This window comes from Nonomuraea sp. LPB2021202275-12-8 (assembly GCF_037044575.1).
Classification (GTDB): domain Bacteria; phylum Actinomycetota; class Actinomycetes; order Streptosporangiales; family Streptosporangiaceae; genus Nonomuraea.
In genome coordinates, this window is sequence record NZ_JBAHWD010000014.1 from 170,354 (window position 1) to 192,279 (window position 21,926).

The window sequence follows — 21,926 nt, forward strand, 5'->3', positions numbered from 1 at the left end:
CGAGGGTCATTCGGCGCGGAGTGCGATGACCGGGTCGAGCCGGCCCGCCCTCCGCGCCGGCGCGACCCCGAAGAAGACGCCGACCGCCGCCGACACCCCGAAGGCCAGCGCGATCGACCACCAGGTGATCGCGGCGGGCACCGGGGTGAGCGCCTGGATGGCGAGCGCGCCGCCCACGCCGAGCACGATCCCGATGAGCCCGCCGATCGTGGTCAGCAGCACCGCCTCGATGAGGAACTGGGCCAGGATGTCGCGCTGCCTGGCCCCCAGCGCCTTGCGCAGCCCGATCTCGCGGGTGCGCTCGCGCACGCTGACCAGCATGATGTTCGACACGCCGACGCCGCCGACGAGCAGCGAGATGCCGGCGATGGCGGCGAGCACGCCGGTCAGCATGCCGAGCACGCTGCCGATCGTGCCGAGCAGCGCGGTCTGGGTGACCGCCGAGAACTGCTCGCCCGGATACCTGTCCCGCAGCGCCGCCGTGACCCTGTCCGACAGCGGGTCGATCTCGTCAGGCCCCGAGGCGCCGACCGCGAGACCGTTGATCCGCTCGATCCCGAGAAGCCGCTGCGCCGTCGTCACCGGGATGTGGATCTCCTGGTCGCGGGAGAGCCCGAACGTCTGGCCGACCGTCGCGTACACGCCGACCACGCGGAACCTCGCGCCGGACACCGTCACCTGCCGCCCGATCGGGTCGAGGTCGCCGAACATCCGGTCGGCCACCTCCGAGCCGAGCACCGCCACCCTGCGCCGGGTGTCCACGTCGGTCTCGCTCAGCGGACGGCCCTTGCCGACGGGCCGCTCGAAGATGTTGACCAGGTTCTGGTCGGTGCCGATCACCGTGACGAACGTCTCGACCCTGCCGACGCGGACCGTCTCGCCCGACTGCAACGAGACCGTCACCTTCGACGGGTCGCCGACCACGCGCCGGATGTACGCGACGTCGGCGAGGCCGAGCTTGCTCTGCGTGGGGGCCGCCCCCAGGGTGATGCGGCCGGGCACGACGAGGATGATGTTGGTGCCGAGGCCGGAGATCTGCTTCTCTATCTCGTCCTTGGCGCCCGTCCCGATGGCCACCAGTACCACCACGGCCAGCACGCCGATGATGACGCCGAGCATGGTCAGCACGCTGCGCAGCCGGTTGACCCGCAGCGCCTCCAGGGCCATGGCGAACGCCTCGCGCCCCTTCACCGGCCGGCCCCCGCCGTGTCGTGCTCGATCAGCCCGTCGCGCATCCGGATCTGCCGCCGGGCGTGGGCCGCGATCTCCGGCTCGTGCGTGACCAGCACCACCGCCACCCCGCTCTCGCTGTTGAGCCGGTCCAGCATCGCCATCACCTCGACGCCGTTGCGGGTGTCGAGGTTGCCCGTCGGCTCGTCGGCCAGCAGCACCTTCGGCTCGCCGACCAGCGCCCTGGCGATGGCGACCCGCTGCTGCTCGCCGCCGGACATCTGCGAGGGCCGGTGCCGCACCCGGTGCCCGAGCCCCACGGCCTCCAGCGCCGCCCGGGCCCGCTCGCGCCGCTCGGCCTTGCCGACCCCGCGGTAGACCAGCGGCAGCGCCACGTTCTCCAGCGCGGTGGTCCTGGCCAGCAGGTGGAAGGACTGGAAGACGAAGCCGATCGTGGCGTTGCGCAGCTCGGCGAGCCGGGTGTCGGACAGGTTCGACAGCTCGACCCCGCCCACCCGCAGCTGTCCGGACGACGGCCGGTCCAGGCAGCCCAGCAGGTGCATGAGCGTGGACTTGCCCGACCCCGACGGCCCGATGACGGCCACGAACTCGCCCTGGTCGATGCGGAGCGATACCCCGCGCAGCGCCTCCACGGCGACCCCTTCGAGCTGGTAGCGCCTGGTGAGGTCGACCGCCTCAAGAGCGGGCGGCCCGCCGGTGCCCGTCATGTGAGCGGCTGACCCTGCTGTACGGAGTCCGCGCCCTTGACGACGACCCGGTCGCCGGCCGACAGCCCGCTCAGCACCTCGACGGCCGCGTCCCCCTGGGCCCCCAGCTTGACCGCGCGACGTTCGGCGGTGCCGTTCACGGCCACCCAGACCACGCTCTCGCGCCCGCTGGTGACGATCGCCGAGGCGGGGACCGCCAGGGCGTCGGGCGACTCGCGTACGGTCAGCCGCGCCACGGCGCTCATCCCCGGCTTCGGGGTGGGAGCCTTGCCGCCGTCGTCGAACGCGCCGGCCCCGAGCGAGAGCCGCACCGGATAGCTGACCCCGCCGGTCGTGCCCTCCATCGGGGTGACGCCGATGCCCGTGACGCGGGCCCTGTAGGTGGCGCCCGGCACCGCGTCCAGCTCGACCTCGGCCCTGGCGCCCTTCTTCACCAGCAGCACGTCGGTCTCGTCGACGTCGGCGGCGAGCGTGAGCTCGGAGACGTCGGTGACGGTGACGATGGAGTCGCCCGCCGACACCGGGACTCCGGTGGCGACCGGGGTGCCGCCGGAGGAGCCGGTGGAGGGCACGGACGGGAGCTGCTGGCCGCCGCCCGGGATCTGGCCGAGCAGCCCGCTCAGGTCCGCCGCGCCACCGCCGCCGGATGCGCGGCCCAGCGTGACCACGCCGCCGAAGGGCGCCTTGATCGTGAGCGACTGCACCGTGCTCTCCGCCGCCTTGACCGCGGCTCCGGCCTGCGACCTGGAGGCCGCCTGGAGCGAGGCCATGGACGCCGACAGGCCGCCGAACCCGCTGGTGACGCCTGACAGCACGCCGTTGATCGAACGGTTGAGCTGGCCGGTGATCGCCGCCAGCGCCCTGGTCTGCGACTCGTGCTGGGTCTCGGCCAGGTCGATGGCGTTGAGCAGCTGCTTGCGCGTCCCGGCGTCGTCGATCTTCCTGGCCTCCTTGCGGGCCTTGGCGAAGTGCCTGCTCACCTTGCGGTCGAACGCCTTGGCGTCGAACGTGGCGAGCCGCACGGTGGGCGCGCGCAAGCCCGGCGCGGCCGGCGCGGCCAGCCTGGCCGCCTGACGGGCCTGCTTGAGCTGTGCCTCGGCCTGCGGTGACCGGATCCTGGCGAGGATGTCGCCCTTGCCGACGCGGTCGCCTTCGCGCACGTACAGCTTGGCGACCGTGCCCTGCGCGGGCGAGCGCAGCGTGGCCGTGGCCCGCGCGCCGATCGTGGCGGGCGCCTCGACGACCTCGGTGACGGGGGCGCGCGCCACCGCGGCGAGTTGTACGGCCGGCGGTTCGTCGGAGGTGCAGCCGGAGAGTGCGAGCAGGACGAGCAGCGGGGGGATTCCGCGACGAAGCGTCACCTGACCCATGAAAGCAGGATCATGCGGACGGCGCGCGGGCTCCTGTGAAGAGCGGCCTCAGCCCGAGGCGAGCTCGCGGCCCCGGTCGCGGGCCGCCTCGATGGCGGCCAGGAAGGCGGCGCGGACGCTGTGCCGCTCCAGCTCGGCGATCGCCGCGATGGTGGTGCCCCCCGGGGAGGTGACGGCCTCGCGCAGGATCACGGGGTGCTCGCCGGAGTCGCGCAGCATCACGGCCGCGCCCACGATCGACTGGGTGACCATGTCGAGCGCGGCGGCCCTCGGCATGCCGAGCAGGATGCCCGCGTCCACCATGGCCTCGACCAGGTAGAAGAAGTAGGCGGGGCCGCTGCCGGACAACGCCGTGGCGGCGTCCTGCTGCGACTCGGGGATGCGCAGCACCTTGCCGACGGGCTTGAGCAGGTCCTCGGTCCGCCTGAGGTGCTCCTCCCCCGCGTACGCTCCCGCCGAGATGACGCTCATCGCCTCGTCGAAGCGGATGGGCGTGTTGGACATGACCCTGACCACGGGCGCCTCGGCGCCCAGGCGCTGCTCGACGAAGGCGGTGGTGATGCCCGCGGCCGCGGAGATCACCAGGCGGTCGGCCGGCACGTTGGGGGCGATCTCGGCCAGCAGCGCGCCCATGTCCTGCGGTTTGACCGAAAGGATCAGGGTGTCGGCGGACTTGGCCGCCTCGATGTTGGACACCGTGCGGACCCCGTAGGACTCGCGCAGCGCCTGAGCGCGCTCCGGTCGGCGCACGGTCGCCAGGATGTCGCCCGGCTTGAACCCCGCCCGCAGCAGCCCGGACAGCAGTGCCTCGCCCATCTTGCCGGTGCCGAGAATCGCGATCATCTTTCGCCCCTCACCCAGTTGCCGCTGGCCGCAGCCTACCGGCGGGCTAACCTCGCGACAGCAGGGAGCGGGCGAAGAAGGCCAGGTTGGCGGGGCGTTCGGCCAGGCGGCGCATCAGGTAGGGATACCAGTCGGAGCCGAAGGGCACGTAGACGCGCATCCTGGCGCCCTCGGCCGCCAGGCGTTCCTGCTCGTGCGGCCGGACGCCGTACAGCATCTGAAACTCGAAGCCGGTCGGCTCGCGCCCCTCGAGCACCGCGAGGGCGGAGGCGATGCGGATCAGCCGCGGGTCGTGCGTGGCGACCATGGGGTAACCGGTGCCCGCCATCAGCACCCGCAGGCAGCGCGCGAACGAGCGGTCGATCTCGGCCGCCGAGGTGTAGCCGTCCGGCGCGGTGTAGGCGCCCTTGCACAGCCGCACCCTGGCCCCCTCCAGCCTGCGGCAGCGCTCCACCGAGTCCGGCAGGTAGGCCTGGACCACGACGCCCACGGAGGGGTGCTCCTTGCGAAGCGTGGCGTGGATGGAGTGCAGCGCTGCGACGGTGTCGTGCTCCTCGGCGTCGAGGGTCAGCGTGATGCCTCTGGAGGCGGCGGACTCGCAGATGGTGGCGGCGTTGTCGAGGGCGAGCTGCTCCGACAGCCGCAGCCCCAGCGCGGTCAGCTTGACCGACACGTCGGAGCCGTCCGGCAGGCGGCCGAGCAGCGCGAGGTAGGCCTGGACGGCCCCCTCCGCCTGGGTCCTGTCGTGGACGTCCTCGCCGAGGTGGTCGACGCTGACGAGCAGGCCCCTGCGGGTCAGCTCGTCGACGGCCCGGCCGATGTCGTCGGCGACGTAACGCCTGACCACGTCTCTGGTCAGCGGCGAGGTGGACACGACGCGCTGGGCGCGTTCGCTCCTGGAGACGGCGAGGAGAACCTGACGCAGCACGTAATCACCCTAACTTCACCAGTCCCCCGAGCTGCCGGGAATCCCCGGCTGAACCGGTCGCCTGTCGCATCCGTCGTATGGGTATGCGAACAGCGACGACGACTTTCCTGGCCGGATGTCTGGTGCTCGCGACGGGCTGCGGCGCGACGCCACCTGCCGGCGGGACCGCTTCCAAGGCCCCCGACACGCCGGTCTCCAGCACCGCGGTGACCTCGACCACTCCGCCCGCGAAGGGGCCGGAGGAGGTCAAGCCGGTGGGCGACGCGGTGGACACCCGAAAGGTCCGCTGGACCAAGGCCAAGCCGGTGTCCAAGGGCAAGAAGGTGCGGCTCGTCTGGTGGTCGGGCGTGGAGCCGTGCACGGTGCTGGACCGGGTGAAGGTCAAGGAGACGAAGAAGCGGGTGACCATCACCCTGTACGAGGGCGCCTCCCCCAAGGCGAAGAACGTCTCCTGCATCATGATCGCCGTGGAGAAGGCCACCACGGTCAAGCTCAAGTCCCCCCTCGGCAAGCGAAAGATCGTGGACGGCGCTAAAACCTGATATGTCCACATTCGGCCAACCCCAGTGACAAGTGATCGATTTGTTGCGATACATCGATCACGGCACCTAGGCGCGGGGGCGCCACGGTGATGACGTCCGCCACTGGGGGAAACCGTGAGCCGGCTCCTGCGTGCCCTGCTGCCCGCTGTCCTGATGTCCGTCGCGCTGGTCGCCGTGGCTCCCGCCCCGGCGCAGGCGCTGCCCGAACGGTTCGAGAAGCAGACCGTCATCAGCGGACTCGACCATCCCTCCAACGTCGAGTTCGCCTCGGACGGGCGGGTGTTCGTGGCCGAGAAGAGCGGCCTGATCAAGGTCTTCGACTCGCTCTCGGACACCACCCCGACCACCTACGCCGACCTGCGCACCCGGGTGCACAACTTCTGGGACCGGGGCCTGCTCGGCATGGCGCTGCACCCCGACTTCCCCGACGACCCGCGCATCTACGTCCTGTACACCCACGACGCCGTCCCCGGCGGCACCGCACCGCGCTGGGGCACCGCCGGCGGCACCGACGATCCGTGCCCGACGCCGCCGGGGCCGACCGGGGACGGTTGCCTCGTCACCGGGCGCCTGTCCGTCCTGTCCGCGACCGGTGTGGAGACCCCGCTGATCACCGACTGGTGCCAGCAGCATCCCAGCCACTCCGTCGGCGACCTGGAGTTCGGCTCCGACGGCATGCTGTACGCCTCGGCCGGTGACGGAGCCAGCTTCAACTTCGCCGATTACGGCCAGGACAACATGCCCGCTTCGGACGTCACCCCCGACAACCCGTGCGGCGACCCGCCGTCCCCCGTGGGCACCGCGCTCTCGCCGCCAGGAGCCGAAGGCGGCGCGCTGCGCGCCCAGGACGTGCGCACGAACGGCGACCCGGCCGGGCTCGACGGCACGCTGATCCGCGTCGACCCCGACACCGGAGCGGCCGCGCCGGGCAACCCGAACGCCGCGAGCCCCGACGCCAACCTCGCCCGCGTCGTGGCCCACGGCCTGCGCAACCCGTTCCGCATCACCCACCGGCCGGGCACCTCGGAGATCTGGATGGGCGAGGTCGGCTGGAACGCCTTCGAGGAGGTCAACAGGGTCGCCGCCGCCACCTCCGGCGTCGCCAACTTCGGCTGGCCCTGCTACGAGGGCCCGAACCGGCAGGGCGGCTACGACAATCTCAACCTGACCCTGTGCGAGAACCTCTACGCGGCCGGCGGCACGGCGCACACCCAGCCCTACTTCGCCTGGAACCACGGCTCCCGCCCCGCCCCGAACGACCCCTGCCCCTCGGGCGGCTCCTCGGCCAGCGGCGTCGCGTTCTACCAGGACGGGCCGTACCCGGAGGAGTACGAGGGCGCGCTGTTCTTCTCCGACTACAGCCGCTCGTGCGTCTGGGTGATGACCAGGGGCGCCAACGGCCTGCCCGACCCGGCCACGATCGCGAACTTCGACTCCGGCATCCCGGTCGTCGAGCTGGAGACCGGCCCGGACGGCGACCTGTTCGCGGTCGACTACACGGGCGGCGCCATCGTCCGCTACATCTACGACAACGCCCCGCCGGACGCGGTGATCAGCGCCGATCCGGCCTCCGGCGACGCCCCGCTGACCGTGGCGTTCTCCGCCGCCGGCTCGTCCGACGCCGACGGCGACCCGCTCACCTACCGCTGGGACCTGGACGGCGACGGGGAGCTGGACGACTCCACGTCCGTCACGCCGTCGTTCACCTACGCGCAGCCCGGCTCCTACGAGGTGCGCTTACGCGCCGCCGACGGCAGGGGCGGCCAGGACGACGCCTCGTTCACCGTCAACGTGGACAACACCGCGCCGTCGGCCGTGATCGACACGCCCGCCGCCTCGGCGACCTGGGCGGTGGGCCAGACCGTCGCCTTCTCCGGCACCGGCTCCGACGCGCAGGACGGGGCTCTCCCCGGCACGCGCATGAGCTGGGCGCTGATCCTGCACCACTGCCCCGGCACCTGCCACGAGCACGAGATCACCACGTTCACCGGCACGAGCGGGTCCTTCCAGGCACCTGACCACGACTATCCCTCGCACCTGGAGCTGCGCCTCACCGTCACGGACACGCACGGGCTGACCGGCACCGACAGCGTGCTGCTGCAACCGAGGACAGTCGCTCTGACGTTCACGTCCACGCCCCCGGGCCTGCGGCTCGGCTTCAACGGGGAGCAGCCCGTCGCGCCCTTCACCCGCACGGTGATCGCCGGCTCCAGCAACTCGGTCTCCGCGCCGTCACCGCAGACGCTGAGCGGCCAGAGCCACGTCTTCGGCTCCTGGTCCGACGGCGGCGCGGCCAACCACCAGATCACGGCCCCCGCCACCGCCACCGCCTACACGGCCGCCTACAACCCGGCCACCGCCACGCCCGGCCTGGTCGCCGCCTACGGCATGAACGAGGGCAGCGGCAGCGTGGCCGGCGACTCCTCCGGATCCGGCAACCCCGGCACGGCCACCGCCACCTCCTGGACGCCGAGCGGCAAGTACGGCCAGGCGCTGTCGTTCAACGGCTCGTCGAGCTGGGTCACGGTCGCGGACTCGCCCGAGCTGCGCCTGACCACCGGCATGACCCTGGAGGCGTGGGTCAACCCGCAGACGGTGAGCAGCTGGCGCACGGTCGTCATGAAGCAGTACGCGAGCGACTTGGCCTACGCCCTGATGGCCGGCAGCCACGTCAACCGGCCGCACGCGGTGATCCACACCAACGGCGAGGTCGGCACCGGCGGCACCGCCTCCCTCCCCCTGGGCACCTGGAGCCACCTGGCGGTCACCTACGACGGCACGACCCTGCGCCTGTACGTCAACGGCACCCAGGTCAGCCAGCGGACCGCCGGCGGCCCGATCCGCACCGACGGAGGCGTCCTGCGCATCGGCGGCAACAGCATGTGGGGCGAGTACTTCAACGGCCTCATCGACGAGGTCCGCGTCTACGACCGGGCCCTGACGGCCGCCCAGATCCAGGCGGACATGAACACGCCGATCAGCTGACCGGCGCTCCAGGTCTCCCGGGAGTCCCCCTCCCGGGAGACCTTTGTCTGGGAATGATGCGCGCACGTCGGGGGTTGAGTCGAGTAGGCTCAAGTCGTTTGACAAAGCCACCAGGCATTCGTACGTTGAGTCTAACCAACTCAACTTTGACTACAAGGACGTACTCATGGCACGTGCGGTAGGTATCGACCTTGGGACGACCAACTCCGTCGTCTCCATCCTCGAGGGCGGTGAGCCCACCGTCATCGCCAACGCGCAGGGCTCGCGGACCACGCCGTCCGTGGTCGCCTTCGCGAAGAACGGCGAGGTCCTGGTCGGCGAGGTCGCCAAGCGGCAGGCCGTCACCAACGTGGACCGGACGATCCGCTCGGTCAAGCGCGAGATGGGCACCAACTGGTCGCAGGAGATCGACGGCAAGAAGTTCTCGCCGCAGCAGATCAGCGCCTTCGTGCTGCAGAAGCTCAAGCAGGACGCCGAGGCCTACCTGGGCGAGAAGATCACCGACGCCGTGATCACCGTCCCGGCCTACTTCAACGACAGCCAGCGCCAGGCCACCAAGGAGGCCGGCACGATCGCGGGCCTCAACGTCCTGCGCATCATCAACGAGCCCACCGCCGCGGCACTCGCGTACGGGCTCGACAAGGAGCAGGACCAGACGATCCTGGTCTTCGACCTCGGCGGCGGCACCTTCGACGTGTCCCTGCTCGACGTCGGCCAGGAGGACGGCCACGGCTTCGTCGAGGTCAAGGCCACCTCCGGCGACAACCACCTCGGTGGTGACGACTGGGACCAGCGGGTCGTCGACGAGCTGGTCACCCGGTTCAAGAACGCCCACGGCGTCGACCTGTCCAAGGACAAGATGGCCCTCCAGCGCCTGCGTGAGGCGGCGGAGAAGGCCAAGATCGAGCTGTCCAGCCAGTCCGAGACCAGCATCAACCTGCCCTACATCACGGCGTCGTCCGAGGGCCCGCTGCACCTCGACGAGAAGCTGACGCGCGCGGAGTTCCAGCGCCTGACGGCCGACCTGCTCGAGCGGACCAAGGGCCCGTTCCACCAGGTCATCAAGGACGCCGGGATCAAGCTCTCCGACATCGCGCACGTGGTGCTCGTCGGCGGCTCGACCCGTATGCCCGCCGTCACCGAGCTCGTCAAGGAGCTGACCGGCGGCCAGGAGCCCAACAAGGGCGTCAACCCGGACGAGGTCGTCGCCATCGGCGCCGCCCTGCAGGCCGGCGTGCTCAAGGGTGAGGTCAAGGACGTCCTGCTGCTCGACGTGACCCCGCTGTCGCTGGGCATCGAGACCAAGGGCGGCATCTTCACCAAGATCATCGAGCGCAACACGACGATCCCGACCAAGCGCTCCGAGGTCTTCACCACGGCCGAGGACAACCAGCCGTCGGTGCAGATCCAGGTCTACCAGGGCGAGCGCGAGATCGCTTCTTACAACAAGAAGCTGGCCACGTTCGAGCTGACCGGCATCGCCCCGGCGCCGCGCGGCATCCCGCAGATCGAGGTCACCTTCGACATCGACGCCAACGGCATCGTCAACGTCTCCGCCAAGGACCTGGGCACGGGCAAGGAGCAGACGATGACGATCACCGGCGGCTCCGCGCTGCCGAAGGACGACATCGAGCGGATGATGCGCGAGGCCGAGTCCTACGCCGAGGAGGACAAGAAGCGCCGCGAGGAGGCCGAGGTCCGCAACAACGCCGACGGGCTCGCCTACCAGACGGAGAAGTTCCTCCGCGAGAACGACGACAAGGTCCCCGCCGACATCAAGACCGAGGTCAACGACGCGCTCAGCGACCTGAAGAAGGCTCTTGAGGGCACCGACACCGACACGATCCGCACCTCGGCGGAGAAGCTCGCCACGGTCAGCCAGAAGATGGGCTCGGCCATCTACGCCCAGGGCCAGCAGTCCGCGGGCGGCGAGGACGCTCCCCAGGACGCCACGCCGGGCCAGGAGCAGAAGGCCGCGGACGACGACGTCGTCGAGGCCGAGATCGTTGACGAAGACCAGCCGAAGAAGGACCAGTGATGCCGCCGCGTGACAACGGGCACGAAGAGCCGGTGATCCGCGACAACCGCAAGATCGACCCGGAGACGGGCGAGGCACGGGTGCACGCCGACGGCAACGCCGCCGAGCAGCCCGTGCCCCCGGCCGAGGCCGCGCCCGCCAACGGGGAACTGCAGGCGCAGCTCGCCGAGCGGACCGCCGACCTGCAGCGTGTCCAGGCCGAATACACCAACTACCGCAGGCGGGTGGAGCGCGACCGCGTCGCCGTCCGCGAGCAGGCCGTCGCCAACGTGCTGGCGGAGCTGCTGCCCGTACTCGACGACATCGGCAGGGCACGTGATCACGGCGAGCTCACCGGTGGCTTCGCGAAGGTGGCAGAGTCACTGGAAGCGGCGGTCACCAAGCTCGGCCTCAGCTCCTTCGGGCAGAAGGGCGACCCGTTCGACCCCATGGTCCACGAGGCGCTGATGCACAGCTACTCGCCGGACGTGGCCGAGCCCACCGCGATCGAGGTGCTGCAGCCCGGTTACCGGATGGGTGACAGGGTGCTGCGCCCCGCGCGGGTCGCCGTGGCAGAGCCCGGGGACGCCCCTTCGGCGTCCGATGACGAAGAAAACTGACGAGGACGAAGGGCCGTAGATGAGCACCAAGGACTACCTGGAGAAGGACTACTACGCCGTCCTTGGTGTGCCCAAGTCCGCCACCGCCGACGAGATCAAAAAGGCCTACCGGAAGCTGGCCAGGCAGTACCACCCGGACACCAACCAGGGCGACGCGGCCAAGGAGACCAAGTTCAAGGAGGTCTCCGAGGCCTACGACGTCCTGTCCGACAGCAAGCGCCGCAAGGAGTACGACGAGGCGCGCACGCTGTTCGGGTCCGGGGTGGGCGGCCAGCGTCCTGGCGGTGGCGGCTTCCCGTTCGACTTCGGAGACCTGTTCGGCGGCACGGCCAGCCAGCAACAGACCGGCCAGGGGACCGGGGAGCGCTTCAGCGACCTGTTCGGCGGCCTGTTCAACCGTGGTGGTGGCGCCTCCACCCGCACCGGCACCACCACCAGGCCGCGCCGCGGGCAGGACATCGAGTCCGAGGTCACGCTGTCGTTCACCGAGGCGGTCGAGGGCTCCACGGTGTCCCTCCGCCTGACCAGCTCGGCGGCGTGCACGGCGTGCAGCGGGACGGGCGCCAAGGCCGGCACCACCCCGCGGGTCTGCCCGACCTGCGAGGGCACCGGGGCGGCCAGCCGCAACCTGGGCAACTTCGCCTTCTCCGAGCCGTGCCGCGACTGCAAGGGCCGCGGGCTGCTCGTGGACGACCCCTGCCCCGTGTGCGAGGGCAACGGCCGGGCCAAGAGCACCCGGACCATCCAGGCGCGCATCCCCGCGGGGGTGGCCGACGGGCAGCGGGTCAAGCTCAAGGCCAAGGGCGCACCGGGCGAGAACGGCGGCCCGGCGGGCGACCTCTACATCCAGACGCACGTCAAGCCGCACCCCGTGTTCGGCAGGTCGGGCGACAACCTGACGGTGACCGTCCCCGTGACGTTCACCGAGGCGGCTCTCGGCGCCGAGATCAAGGTGCCCATCCTCAAGGGCCTGCCCGTCACGCTGCGCATCCCCGCGGGCACCCCCAACGGGCGCACCTTCCGGGTGCGCGGCCGGGGAGTGGCCCGCAAGGACGGCACCAAGGGCGACCTGCTCGCCAGCGTCGAGGTGGTCGTGCCGAAGACGCTGGACGACAAGTCACGCGAGCTCCTGTCGGAGTTCAACACCGCCGCCGCGGCCGAGGACCCGCGGGCTGATCTCATTCAGAGGGCCAGAAGCGAGTAGCCGATGGACGCCAACTATTTCGACCTGTCAGACGACACTCCCGTCTACGTGATTTCGGTGGCCGCGCAGCTGTCGGGGCTCCACCCGCAGACGCTGCGGCAGTATGACCGGCTCGGACTGGTCTGCCCCGGCCGCACCGCGGGGCGCGGCCGCCTCTACTCGACACGCGACATCATCCAGCTGCGCGAGGTGCAGCGGCTCTCCCAGGAGGAGGGCATCAACCTCGCCGGCATCAAGCGGATCCTCGAACTCGAGAACGAAGCTCTGCGGCTGCGTGAGGAGGTTCACCGCCTGCGCGCCGAGATGCAGATGGTCAGGGCGCTGATCCGCTACGAGCTGCCACCGGGGGCCTAGAAAGATGGACTACAAGCTCACCCAGAAGAGCCAGGAGGCGCTTTCGGGTGCCATGCGGCGTGCCGCCGCGGAGGGCAACCCGGAGATCTCTCCGGCCCACCTGCTGACGACCCTGCTCTCCCAGACGGGCGGCACCGCCGTCCCCCTGCTCGAAGTGGTCGGCGCCGACTGGCGCACCCTCCGGGCCAAGGCCGAGGAGCAGCTCGCGGCGCTGCCCAAGGCGCAGGGCTCGACCGTGGGCGCGCCGTCGAGCTCCCGCCAGCTCCTCACCGTGATGAACACCGCCGTCCACCACGCCAACCGGCTGGAGGACCTGTACGTCTCGACCGAGCACCTGCTCGTCGGCCTGGCCGCCGACGGCGGCCAGGTGGCCGAGCTGCTGAGGTCGCAGGGCGCGACCCCGCAGGCGCTGCTCGACGCCTTCGAGAAGGTACGCGGCCACGCCCGCGTCACCAGCGAGACCCCCGAGGACACCTATCAGGCGCTGAAGAAGTACGGCGTCGACCTGACCGAGCAGGCCCGCAGCGGCAAGCTCGACCCGGTCATCGGCCGCGACTCCGAGATCCGGCGCGTGGTCCAGGTGCTCAGCCGCCGCACCAAGAACAACCCGGTGCTGATCGGCGAGCCCGGCGTCGGCAAGACCGCCGTCGTGGAGGGCCTGGCCCAGCGCATCGTGGCCGGTGACGTGCCCGAGTCGCTGCGCAACAAGCGGCTGATCTCACTCGACCTGAGCGCGATGGTGGCCGGCGCGAAGTACCGCGGCGAGTTCGAGGAGCGGCTCAAGGCCGTGCTGTCAGAGATCAAGGAGAGCGACGGGCAGATCGTCACGTTCATCGACGAGCTGCACACCGTCGTGGGCGCGGGCGCCGCCGAGGGCGCGATGGACGCGGGCAACATGCTCAAGCCGATGCTGGCCCGCGGCGAGCTGCGCATGATCGGCGCCACCACGCTCGACGAGTACCGCGAGCGCATCGAGAAGGACCCGGCGCTGGAGCGCCGCTTCCAGCAGGTGTACGTGGGCGAGCCCACGGTCGAGGACACGATCGCGATCCTGCGTGGTCTGAAGGGCCGTTACGAGGGCCACCACCAGGTGCAGATCGCCGACAGCGCGCTGGTGGCCGCCGCCGCGCTGTCCGACCGCTACATCACCAACCGCTTCCTGCCGGACAAGGCCATCGACCTGGTCGACGAGGCCGCCTCGCGGCTGCGCATGGAGATCGACTCCCGCCCGGTGGAGATCGACCAGCTTCAGCGCGACGTCGACCGGATGAAGATGGAGGAGCTGGCCCTGTCGAAGGAGACCGACGAGGCCTCCGTACAGCGGCTGGAGCGCCTCCGCCGGGAGCTCGCCGACCGACAGGAGGAGCTCAACGCGCTGGTCGGCCGCTGGGAGCACGAGAAGTCCGGGCTCAACAAGGTCGGTGAGCTGAAGAAGCAGCTCGACGAGGCGCGCGGCACCGCCGAGCGGGCCCAGCGCGACGGTGACTTCGAGACCGCCTCCCGCGTCATGTACGCCGAGGTGCCCCAGCTGGAGCAGGCCCTGAAGGCGGCCTCCGAGGCCGCGCCGCCGGAGAACGCCATGGTGAAGGAGGAGGTCGGCGCCGACGACATCGCCGAGGTCATCTCGTCCTGGACCGGCATCCCGGCAGGCCGCCTGCTGGAGGCGGAGACGGCCAAGCTGCTGCGCATGGAGGAGGAGCTGGGCAAGCGCCTGATCGGCCAGCAGCGGGCCGTACAGGCCGTCTCCGACGCCGTACGGCGCAGCCGCGCCGGCATCGCCGACCCTGACAGGCCCACGGGCTCGTTCCTCTTCCTCGGTCCCACCGGGGTCGGCAAGACGGAGCTGGCCAAGGCGCTGGCGGAGTTCCTGTTCGACGACGAGCGGGCGATGACCCGCATCGACATGAGCGAATACTCCGAGAAGCACAGCGTCGCCAGGCTCGTCGGCGCTCCGCCCGGCTACGTCGGCTACGAGGAGGGCGGCCAGCTCACCGAGACGGTCAGGCGGCGCGCCTACACGGTGGTGCTGCTCGACGAGGTGGAGAAGGCCCACCCGGAGGTCTTCGACGTGCTGCTGCAGGTGCTCGACGACGGACGCCTCACCGACGGCCAGGGCCGCACGGTCGACTTCCGCAACACGATCCTGATCCTCACCTCCAACCTCGGCTCGCAGTTCCTCGTCGACCCGATGATGGAGAGTGACGCCAAGCGCGAGGCCGTGATGGGCGCGGTCCGCAGCGCGTTCAAGCCCGAGTTCCTCAACCGGCTGGACGACGTCATCCTGTTCGACGCGCTCGGCTCCGAGGAGCTGACCAGGATCGTCGACCTCCAGATCGACCGGCTCGCGCAGCGGCTGTCCGACCGCAGGCTGACCCTGGACGTCACCCCCGCGGCCCGCGAGTGGCTGGCGCTGACGGGCTACGACCCGCTGTACGGCGCGCGCCCGCTGCGCCGCCTGGTCCAGTCGGCCATCGGCGACAAGCTGGCCAGGGCGGTGCTCTCCGGCGAGGTCACCGACGGCGACAAGGTCCTGGTGGATCTCGGTGACGACGAGCTGACAGTGCGGCGCGCCTGATCCCGCGCACGCCAAGAGCGCCCGGAGGCCCGGTCGGCCCCCGGGCGCCGGCGTTTCACGCTCCGGTCATCCCGGCGCCGGGTCTTTAAGGTTCGCTCCAGGCTTCGGACAAGCCGCCTCTCGCGTGTCGCGTGCCTGACTAGCTTCAGCGTCGTCAGATCACCGAGAACGATCAGGGGGACGTGAAGTGTCATCTCGGAGCATCCGAAGCATCCTTGCCATGGTCACTCTGACCGCGGGGGTCACCTGGCTGGGGGCGAACCCCGCGGCCGCCGCCGAGTGCCGCAACAAGCCGACGACCGTGCGGTCGCCCGGGTCGACCGCGACCCTCTGCGACGATCTTCGCAGGATCCGCGTGGACGACTCGACCGGCAGCAACCAGCTCGTCGGCTCGGAGAGCGGCGAGCTGGCCTTGAGCGCCGCCCGGATGGCCGAGCGCATCGGCCTGACCGGGCTCGCCTCGGCGCGGTCCGCGATGGGCCTGTCGGACCTGGGCGGCATCGTCGCGACCTCCGGCATGCCCGTGCTGTCATCGCCGGGCATCCCCGCCCGCACGGGGCTGCCGAGCCTCACCAGGCTCCCCGACGTCCCGGACCTGCCCAACCTGCCCAACGTGCCGGGAACGCCCAACCTGCCCGTCGGGATGACGGTCGGCAACCTGCCCAACCCCGCCAAGGTGGCGGAGGCCGGTGTCGAGGCGCCGCTCAACCTGCCCGGACCGGTCAACCAGATCAAGAGGGACCTCGTCGAGCGGACCCTTCCCCAGGTGCCCTCCGCGGTCGGCGGCGTCAACGACGGCACCCGGCTGCCGGACGCGCAGACGTCGCTCGACGGCCTCACCGGCATGCTCCACGGTCTCGACCTGCGCTGACGTCGGCAGGGCAGGCTGAAGCCGCGGGTGACAGGGCCGCACCCCTGTCGCCGCGCGCCGGTCAGGAGATCAGCGCGTCGAGCTCGTCCTCGGGCAGCCCCAGGTCGACCCTGATGCGGTAGCGGGTGCGCAGCATGGCCACGTGCTCGGGGTCGTCCTCGTCGCAAGACAGCACGGCCTGAGTCACCCACTCGTGCCCCGCCCGCAGGTCTCCGTAGGCGACCAGGGTCTCGGCGATGCTGTGCGCGGTCGTCGCCGAGACGTCGCCCTCGGCGCGGATGGTCTCGATGACCTGCCTCGCCTCGTCGTGCCGGTCGAGCTCGAAAAGCGTGTCGGCGATGCCGGCACGCGGGTCGATGCTGGCGTCGCCACCATCTTCGAGCGCGCGCTGGAAGCACTCCAGCGCCCGCGCGGGCTGCCCGGCGGCTCTCCACTCCTCGGCGGCCTGGACCAGGATCGACGCCCTGGAGACGTCGCCGGTGGAGTATCGGAGCGCCACGTCATACAGCCGTCTGGCCAGCGAACTGTGGTCGTCGGCCAGCAGCGCCTGCTCAAGCAGGCGATCAAGGTGCTCACGGGTCACATGCGCCACAACGTGAGACTACCGAGCGCGCTGCGGTTTCGCCCGCTCAATACACATCGCCGATCGGTCACGCGTAAGGCAACGCATTGTCCAAGCATGCTCACACCCCGCGTATCTCCGCACGTCACAGGGCATACAGCAGGTGCTCTGCGTCGGCGAGCGGGAGGGGCTGTGATGGGTACGTCCAAGCAGATGACCTTCACGCTGGCCTGCGCCGTCGTCGCGTCGGCCCTGATTCCCGGAGTGGCGGGCTATGTTTCGGCCCGTATGGAGGCCATCGAGTCGGCCGAAAGGAGCCTGCGCGCGCTCGAGGTCAGGCTCCAGGCCCGGCAGGCGCGGGGTGTGCGGACGGTGTCGATCCCGGTCCGCTGCCCCCGAGCGCCGGCCACGCCGAGGATCCAGGAGCAGCCTCCGGCCGCGGCGCTCGAACGGCATGACCGGTCGCCCAGGAGACACGCCGACCGGGCACCGGGGCGGCCCGCCGGAGGGCCCAAGGACGGCTAGTGACGTCATCGTGGCCTGCCACCGCCTGATCATGGACCCAGGTGAAGCCGCCGGATTCGACACCCGCCTGCCCCGTCGAAATCCTCAACCTCTCCGGCCGCCAAGGCGAACGCATCCACGTCCACGTCGCCCCGCTCCCGCCGTGACCAGCTCCGGAACGGGCGACAGGCCGCCTGAGCTAGCCCGCCTGCGGGGTCCAGGACTTGAGCTGGCGTGAGAGGAAACCGCGGACGAGCTGCTTGGCGGCGTCGACGATCTCCGGCGCCCCGTCGGGGTCGCGCCGGAAGGCCAGCTTGAGCACCGCGTCGCCGGCTTCGACCGCGACCAGCACGGCCACGTCGAGCTCATGGCTGTCGGCCAGGCCGTACTCGCCCAGCAGCAGCCCGCGCAGCCGTCCGGCGATCACCGTGTTGTTGTCGGAGTCGGAGTCGAGCAGGTTGAGGTCCACCACGTCACCGAAGTGCAGGCTCTTGAAGCCCGGCACGGTCCGGTGCATGTCGACGTACTCGTCGATGATCGCGTCGATGGCCTCCCACCAGCCGCGGTAGTCCTCCTCCATGAACCTGCGCCCGACCCTGGAGACGAACTGCTCGACGTTGCGCCTGGTCAGCTCCTGGGTGATGGCACGCTTGTCGGGAAAGAACTGGTAGACCGAGCCGATCGCGACACCGGCCCGCTCGGCTATGCGCGTCGTGGACAGCGCTTCGTAGCCGATCTCGTCGAGCAGTTCGGCACACGCGTCGAGCATCCGCTCGACGCGGCGGGCGCTGCGGCGCTGTGTGGGCTGGCGCCGCAGCGGTTTGGGCTGCGCACAGTCTTCTTCAACTTGCGGCGAGGACACAGGCTCCATCTTCCCCCCACGGGCACGATCGTTACCTGCGAATGCGCGGATTCCCCGGGATAGTGGCCAGCCGGGCCAGTCCGCGCATCGCGGCGGGCGAAATTCTCGACAGGACATAGCCGATCTTGCCTTCGGCGTTGACCGGCACGACCGCCTCATTGCGGTGCACGGCGCGCAGAATGTGGGCCGCGACCCGCTCCGGGGGGTACGCGCGCCGCCGCACCGCCTCCTCCGACAGCTCTCGCGGGGCGGCGCCCACGTAGGTGGCGTTGCGGGCGATGCCGGTGGACACGAAGCCGGGGCAGATCGCGCTCACCCCGATGCCGTGGCCGGCGAGCTCGGCCCTGAGGCAGTCGCTGAGCATCTTCACCGCCGCCTTGGAGGCCGAGTAGGCAGGCAGGAGCCGCGAAGGGGCGAACGCGGCCAGCGAGGCGACGTTCACGATGTGGCCGCCCTCGCCGCGCTCGGCCATCTGGGCGGCGAAGAGCCTGCAGCCGTGGATCACGCCCCAGAGGTTGACGTCGATGGTCCGGCGCCAGTCCTCGAGGGAGTGGTCGAGGAAGCCTCCGGCGACCGCGATCCCGGCATTGTTCACCACGATGTCCGGCACTCCATACGTGGCCCGGATATTTCCTGCGAATTCCTCCATTTGGGCGGCATCGGCGACATCGAGCTGGACCGCGTGCGCCGTACCCCCGAGGTCCTTGGCGATGCCGTCGGCGGCCCGCCCCGCCGCCTCCGCGTCGAGATCGGCGCAGACCACCTCCGCGCCGTGCGCGGCGAAGGCGCGCGCGGTGGCGCGCCCGATGCCGCTGCCCGCTCCGGTGATCACCACCAGCCTGTCCTCGAACGCCTTGCGCCCCCGCGTGATCCGTGCCGCGCGCAAACTCCTCGCCGCCTCTCCTCCGTCGACGTGCTCGGCGAACTCGCCGATCATCCTGGCTATCAGGTCCGGGTTGCCGCGCTGCGCCCAGTGGCCGGCGGCGGCCTTGCGGTGCCAGAACCGCGGCGCCCACTGCCCGAGCGAGCCGAGCAGCGCCGGGGAGACGAACGGATCGCCGGTGCACTCGATGAGCTGCACGGGCACGTCCACGTGCGGGTCGCCGCCGGTCCGCGACCGGGTGAACATGTTGGCGCGGTAGAGCTCCAGCCCGTTGCAGGCGTCGTCGGAAAGCGTGTCGGCCGGATGTCCGGCGCGCGGCTCGACTCCGTCGGCGATCCGCAGCGTCCGCTCCAGCACGCCCGGCATGACCGTGCGCCAGGCCAGCTCGGGCAGGACGGGGAGCTGGAAGGCGCCGATGTACCAGGACCTGGCGAGCTGCCCGGCGACGTCGCGCCGCCTGCCGTGCTTCATGAAGTGGGCGATCTGGGCCAGACCCGGGCCGCCGAAGCAGGTGAAGGACGCGACGCGCTCGCGGATGCCGGGCCTGGCCACGGCGTCCCAGCCCTGCAGCGAGCCCCAGTCGTGGCCGACCAGGTGAACCCGGGGCTTGCCGATCATGTCGAGCACGGCGGCGAGGTCGGCGACCAGGTGGTCCATGCCGTAACGGTGCCGCCCGCGCGGCGCGGTGGAGCGGCCGGCGCCGCGCACGTCGTAGCGGACGACGTGGAAGCGTCCGCGCAGACGCAGGGCCACCTCGTCCCAGACGCGGTGGGTGTCGGGATAGCCGTGGATGAGCAGGATCGTGGGATCGTCCGGATCGCCCTCCTCGAACACGGCCAGCCGTGCGTCACCGGATTCGATCAAGCGCATCGCGACCTCCAGTCGGACGCTCAGCGGCGGGCGGAAAGCCCTGCGCAGGAACGCAGTGCCTTCCAGTCAGCGACGGCCTGGGTCCTCGCCGCCCCGGTCATCGGCACCGGCAGACCGCCCTGGATGGTGGCCGGCGTCCAGGAGTCCTTGAGCACCTTGCGGCCGTTGATGGTGAGCGTCAGCACACCGGTCCGCCCGGTGGTCGCCGGATTGGAGTTGTAGAAGACGAAGTTGCCCATGCCGTAGCTGATGTAGGCGTTGTCGAGGTACCCGGCGCCCAGCAGGATATGCGCGTGCCCGCCGACCACCACGTCGGCGCCCGCCCTGACCAGCTTGGGGGCGAGCGAGAGCTGCGCCTCGTTCGGGCATTTCTGCAGCTCCGTCCCCCAGTGCAGGTGCACGATCACGGTGTCGGAGTTCTTGCGCGCCTGGCGTACCTCCTTGATGAGGCGCGCCTCGTTCTTGGCCGAGGCCAGCCCGCCCTTGCCGGGCGCCGCCGTCCACGCCTGGATGAACTCGGCGTCCAGCACCTGGGTCGCGCCGATGATCGACACCCGGTTGCCGTTCACGATCTTCCTGTACGGCTTGTAGGCCTGGGCTTCGTCCTTGCCGATGCCGACCACGGGGAACCTGGCCTTCCTGGCCGCCGCGAGCGAGTCGGCCAGCCCGGTCTCCATGTAGTCCATGCCGTGGTTGTTGGCCATCGACACCACGTCCACGCCGGCGGCCTTGAGCGCGGTCAAGGCGCTGGACGGCGCCCTGAACGTGAACTGCTTGCCGGGAGCCGGGGTGCCACCGGTGGTGATCGCCGTCTCCAGGTTCACCATCGCCAGGTCCGCCTTGCGCAGCACACCGGCGATCGGTCCGAGCGCCGTGCGCGGGTTGTTGAGCCGGGGCCGCAGCATGCCCTCGAAGTGCACGTCCCCGCCGAAGGAGATCGTGTACGGCCGCCGCTCGGGGGTCGAGGGCGCCGCCTTGGAGGGGGCTTCCCCGGCGAGCCGTTCCCGCTCGGGGGCAGCGGAGTCGGCGGTGGAGCAGGCGGTGAGGGAGGCGGCGACAGCCATCACCAAAAGGGCATGGGGGAGTTTCATCGGTCGCCATTTCAGCTCGATTCAGACTTTCCGGACCGAGCATGCCATGTGCGAACGTTTAGTGCGTCTCCCCGCTATGCGCCACAAGCCAGTCGAGAGCAGACCGTGATGCGTCGTCCATCGGGAGGTAGACGACCATGCGCGTCTCCGGCGCGGCGGTGGAGTTGAAGCTCGTGGTGGTGAAGCGCAGGTCCCCGAGAACGCCGTGCTTGTAGGCCTTCTCGTGCGGCCCGGGGTCGGCGACGTCCTGCCTGTCCCAGAGCCGGGCGAACTCGGGGCTGGCCACGCAGAGCCTGCGCACGAACTCCAGCCAGGACGGGTCGTCGCCGTGCCGGCTGTAGGCCCCCCTCAGGACGGCCACCAGGCTCGGCACGTGATGGTCGCGATCGACCAGGGCGGCGCTCAGCGTGGGCCGGGTGCAGACCTGCCAGAGCGTGTTGCGCTCGCCGTCGGGCGCGCCGACGATCTCGGGGAAGAGCCCGGCGTAGGCGTCGTTCCAGGCCAGCACGTCACATCGGCTGGTGGAGATGCACGCGGGCATCGGGCTGAGCTGGTCGAGGATCAGCTGGATCTGCGGCGTGACGCGGACGCACCCGCCGTCGGGCACGTTCGTCGGCTGGCCGGCCAGCCGGTAGAGGTGCTGCCACTCGGCGCTGTCGAGCCTGAGCGTGCGCGCGATCGCGTCGAGGACCTGGGTGCTGGCGTTGATCGGCCGCCCCTGCTCCAACCAGGTGTACCAGGTGACGCCGACCCCGGCGAGCTGGGCGACCTCCTCGCGGCGCAGTCCGGGCGTGCGCCGGCGTGGGCCCGGTGCCAGGTCCACCATCTCCGGGGTGATCCGCTCGCGCCGGCTGCGCAGGAACGCCGCCAGGTCCGAGCGCTTCGCCTCTTTCACCCTCTTAGTATGGAATGCCCGGAACCGGCCATCCGGGTGGTGTCAGTACCAG

The 21,926-nt window shown here is 70.8% G+C and carries 19 protein-coding genes; 9 read left to right on the forward strand and 10 right to left on the reverse strand.

Features of this window, described 5'->3' with window-relative positions:
• Positions 1–6: 6 nt before the first annotated feature.
• Genes V5E28_RS25600 through V5E28_RS25620 form a run of 5 tightly spaced genes read right to left on the reverse strand, consistent with a single transcriptional unit; the run spans position 7 to position 5,039 of the window.
• Positions 7–1,191, reverse strand: a complete 1,185-nt coding sequence (locus V5E28_RS25600) for an ABC transporter permease (RefSeq protein WP_336209794.1) — start codon at positions 1,189–1,191, stop codon at positions 7–9.
• Positions 1,188–1,898: an ABC transporter ATP-binding protein gene (locus V5E28_RS25605; protein WP_336209795.1), complete on the reverse strand. Its 711-nt coding sequence runs from the start codon at positions 1,896–1,898 to the stop codon at positions 1,188–1,190. Before V5E28_RS25605 ends, V5E28_RS25600 begins: the two co-directional genes overlap by 4 nt.
• Complete coding sequence (locus tag V5E28_RS25610) at positions 1,895–3,259, reverse strand: efflux RND transporter periplasmic adaptor subunit (protein WP_336209796.1); 1,365 nt, start codon at positions 3,257–3,259, stop codon at positions 1,895–1,897. Before V5E28_RS25610 ends, V5E28_RS25605 begins: the two co-directional genes overlap by 4 nt.
• Before the next feature lie 57 nt (positions 3,260–3,316).
• A complete protein-coding gene (proC, locus tag V5E28_RS25615) occupies positions 3,317–4,111 on the reverse strand; it encodes a pyrroline-5-carboxylate reductase (protein WP_336209798.1) in 795 nt (264 codons plus the stop codon).
• Positions 4,112–4,157: 46 nt separating this feature from the next.
• A complete protein-coding gene (locus V5E28_RS25620; RefSeq protein WP_336209799.1) occupies positions 4,158–5,039 on the reverse strand; it encodes a proline dehydrogenase family protein in 882 nt (293 codons plus the stop codon).
• Between the two features lie 77 nt (positions 5,040–5,116).
• Between V5E28_RS25620 and V5E28_RS25625 the strand changes: the two genes are divergently transcribed.
• From V5E28_RS25625 to V5E28_RS25660, 8 genes are all read left to right on the forward strand, one after another.
• Positions 5,117–5,581, forward strand: a complete 465-nt coding sequence (locus V5E28_RS25625) for a hypothetical protein (protein WP_336209800.1) — start codon at positions 5,117–5,119, stop codon at positions 5,579–5,581.
• Between the two features lie 114 nt (positions 5,582–5,695).
• Complete coding sequence (locus V5E28_RS25630; RefSeq protein WP_336209801.1) at positions 5,696–8,566, forward strand: LamG-like jellyroll fold domain-containing protein; 2,871 nt, start codon at positions 5,696–5,698, stop codon at positions 8,564–8,566.
• A gap of 166 nt (positions 8,567–8,732) precedes the next feature.
• Positions 8,733–10,604: a molecular chaperone DnaK gene (gene dnaK, locus V5E28_RS25635; RefSeq protein ID WP_336209802.1), complete on the forward strand. Its 1,872-nt coding sequence runs from the start codon at positions 8,733–8,735 to the stop codon at positions 10,602–10,604.
• A complete protein-coding gene (grpE, locus tag V5E28_RS25640) occupies positions 10,604–11,203 on the forward strand; it encodes a nucleotide exchange factor GrpE (protein WP_336209803.1) in 600 nt (199 codons plus the stop codon). The genes dnaK and grpE overlap by 1 nt, the downstream gene beginning before the upstream one ends.
• 19 nt (positions 11,204–11,222) lie before the next feature.
• Entirely contained in the window at positions 11,223–12,407 is a 1,185-nt protein-coding gene (gene dnaJ, locus V5E28_RS25645; protein WP_336209805.1) for a molecular chaperone DnaJ, read from the forward strand.
• 3 nt (positions 12,408–12,410) lie between these two features.
• On the forward strand, positions 12,411–12,761 hold the full coding sequence (locus V5E28_RS25650; protein ID WP_189142104.1) for a heat shock protein transcriptional repressor HspR: 351 nt from the start codon (positions 12,411–12,413) through the stop codon (positions 12,759–12,761).
• A gap of 4 nt (positions 12,762–12,765) precedes the next feature.
• Positions 12,766–15,336, forward strand: coding sequence for an ATP-dependent chaperone ClpB (gene clpB / locus V5E28_RS25655; RefSeq protein WP_336209807.1), 2,571 nt, complete (start codon positions 12,766–12,768; stop codon positions 15,334–15,336).
• Between the two features lie 220 nt (positions 15,337–15,556).
• The gene (locus V5E28_RS25660) at positions 15,557–16,207 is read left to right on the forward strand and encodes a hypothetical protein (RefSeq protein WP_336209809.1); all 651 of its coding nucleotides are present in this window, start codon (positions 15,557–15,559) and stop codon (positions 16,205–16,207) included.
• Between the two features lie 61 nt (positions 16,208–16,268).
• On the opposite strand, the gene V5E28_RS25665 is transcribed toward V5E28_RS25660, so the two are convergent.
• On the reverse strand, positions 16,269–16,799 hold the full coding sequence (locus tag V5E28_RS25665) for a tetratricopeptide repeat protein (RefSeq protein ID WP_336209811.1): 531 nt from the start codon (positions 16,797–16,799) through the stop codon (positions 16,269–16,271).
• 165 nt (positions 16,800–16,964) lie between these two features.
• On the opposite strand from V5E28_RS25665, the gene V5E28_RS25670 reads away from it, so the two are divergent.
• On the forward strand, positions 16,965–17,294 hold the full coding sequence (locus tag V5E28_RS25670; RefSeq protein WP_336209813.1) for a hypothetical protein: 330 nt from the start codon (positions 16,965–16,967) through the stop codon (positions 17,292–17,294).
• Between the two features lie 178 nt (positions 17,295–17,472).
• Here the strand turns inward: V5E28_RS25670 and V5E28_RS25675 are convergent, their stop codons facing one another.
• From V5E28_RS25675 to V5E28_RS25690, 4 genes are all read right to left on the reverse strand, one after another.
• The gene (locus V5E28_RS25675) at positions 17,473–18,135 is read right to left on the reverse strand and encodes a TetR family transcriptional regulator (protein ID WP_442945867.1); all 663 of its coding nucleotides are present in this window, start codon (positions 18,133–18,135) and stop codon (positions 17,473–17,475) included.
• Positions 18,136–18,166: 31 nt separating this feature from the next.
• Positions 18,167–19,888: an SDR family oxidoreductase gene (locus V5E28_RS25680; RefSeq protein WP_336209818.1), complete on the reverse strand. Its 1,722-nt coding sequence runs from the start codon at positions 19,886–19,888 to the stop codon at positions 18,167–18,169.
• A 20-nt stretch (positions 19,889–19,908) separates the two neighbouring features.
• On the reverse strand, positions 19,909–20,952 hold the full coding sequence (locus tag V5E28_RS25685; protein WP_336209820.1) for a CapA family protein: 1,044 nt from the start codon (positions 20,950–20,952) through the stop codon (positions 19,909–19,911).
• An 85-nt stretch (positions 20,953–21,037) separates the two neighbouring features.
• Positions 21,038–21,874, reverse strand: a complete 837-nt coding sequence (locus V5E28_RS25690) for a helix-turn-helix transcriptional regulator (protein WP_336209822.1) — start codon at positions 21,872–21,874, stop codon at positions 21,038–21,040.
• Positions 21,875–21,926: the final 52 nt, after the last annotated feature.

Bases quoted from the DNA above. Each gene is read 5' to 3' on its own strand.
- V5E28_RS25605 (WP_336209795.1), bottom strand. From the start codon at position 1,898: ATGACGGGCACCGGCGGGCCGCCCGCTCTTGAGGCGGTCGACCTCACC.
- proC (WP_336209798.1), bottom strand. From the start codon at position 4,111: ATGATCGCGATTCTCGGCACCGGCAAGATGGGCGAGGCACTGCTGTCC.
- V5E28_RS25625 (WP_336209800.1), top strand. From the start codon at position 5,117: ATGGGTATGCGAACAGCGACGACGACTTTCCTGGCCGGATGTCTGGTG.
- dnaK (WP_336209802.1), top strand. From the start codon at position 8,733: ATGGCACGTGCGGTAGGTATCGACCTTGGGACGACCAACTCCGTCGTC.
- grpE (WP_336209803.1), top strand. From the start codon at position 10,604: ATGCCGCCGCGTGACAACGGGCACGAAGAGCCGGTGATCCGCGACAAC.
- dnaJ (WP_336209805.1), top strand. From the start codon at position 11,223: ATGAGCACCAAGGACTACCTGGAGAAGGACTACTACGCCGTCCTTGGT.
- V5E28_RS25650 (WP_189142104.1), top strand. From the start codon at position 12,411: ATGGACGCCAACTATTTCGACCTGTCAGACGACACTCCCGTCTACGTG.
- clpB (WP_336209807.1), top strand. From the start codon at position 12,766: ATGGACTACAAGCTCACCCAGAAGAGCCAGGAGGCGCTTTCGGGTGCC.
- V5E28_RS25660 (WP_336209809.1), top strand. From the start codon at position 15,557: ATGGTCACTCTGACCGCGGGGGTCACCTGGCTGGGGGCGAACCCCGCG.
- V5E28_RS25670 (WP_336209813.1), top strand. From the start codon at position 16,965: ATGGGTACGTCCAAGCAGATGACCTTCACGCTGGCCTGCGCCGTCGTC.
- V5E28_RS25680 (WP_336209818.1), bottom strand. From the start codon at position 19,888: ATGCGCTTGATCGAATCCGGTGACGCACGGCTGGCCGTGTTCGAGGAG.
- V5E28_RS25685 (WP_336209820.1), bottom strand. From the start codon at position 20,952: ATGGCTGTCGCCGCCTCCCTCACCGCCTGCTCCACCGCCGACTCCGCT.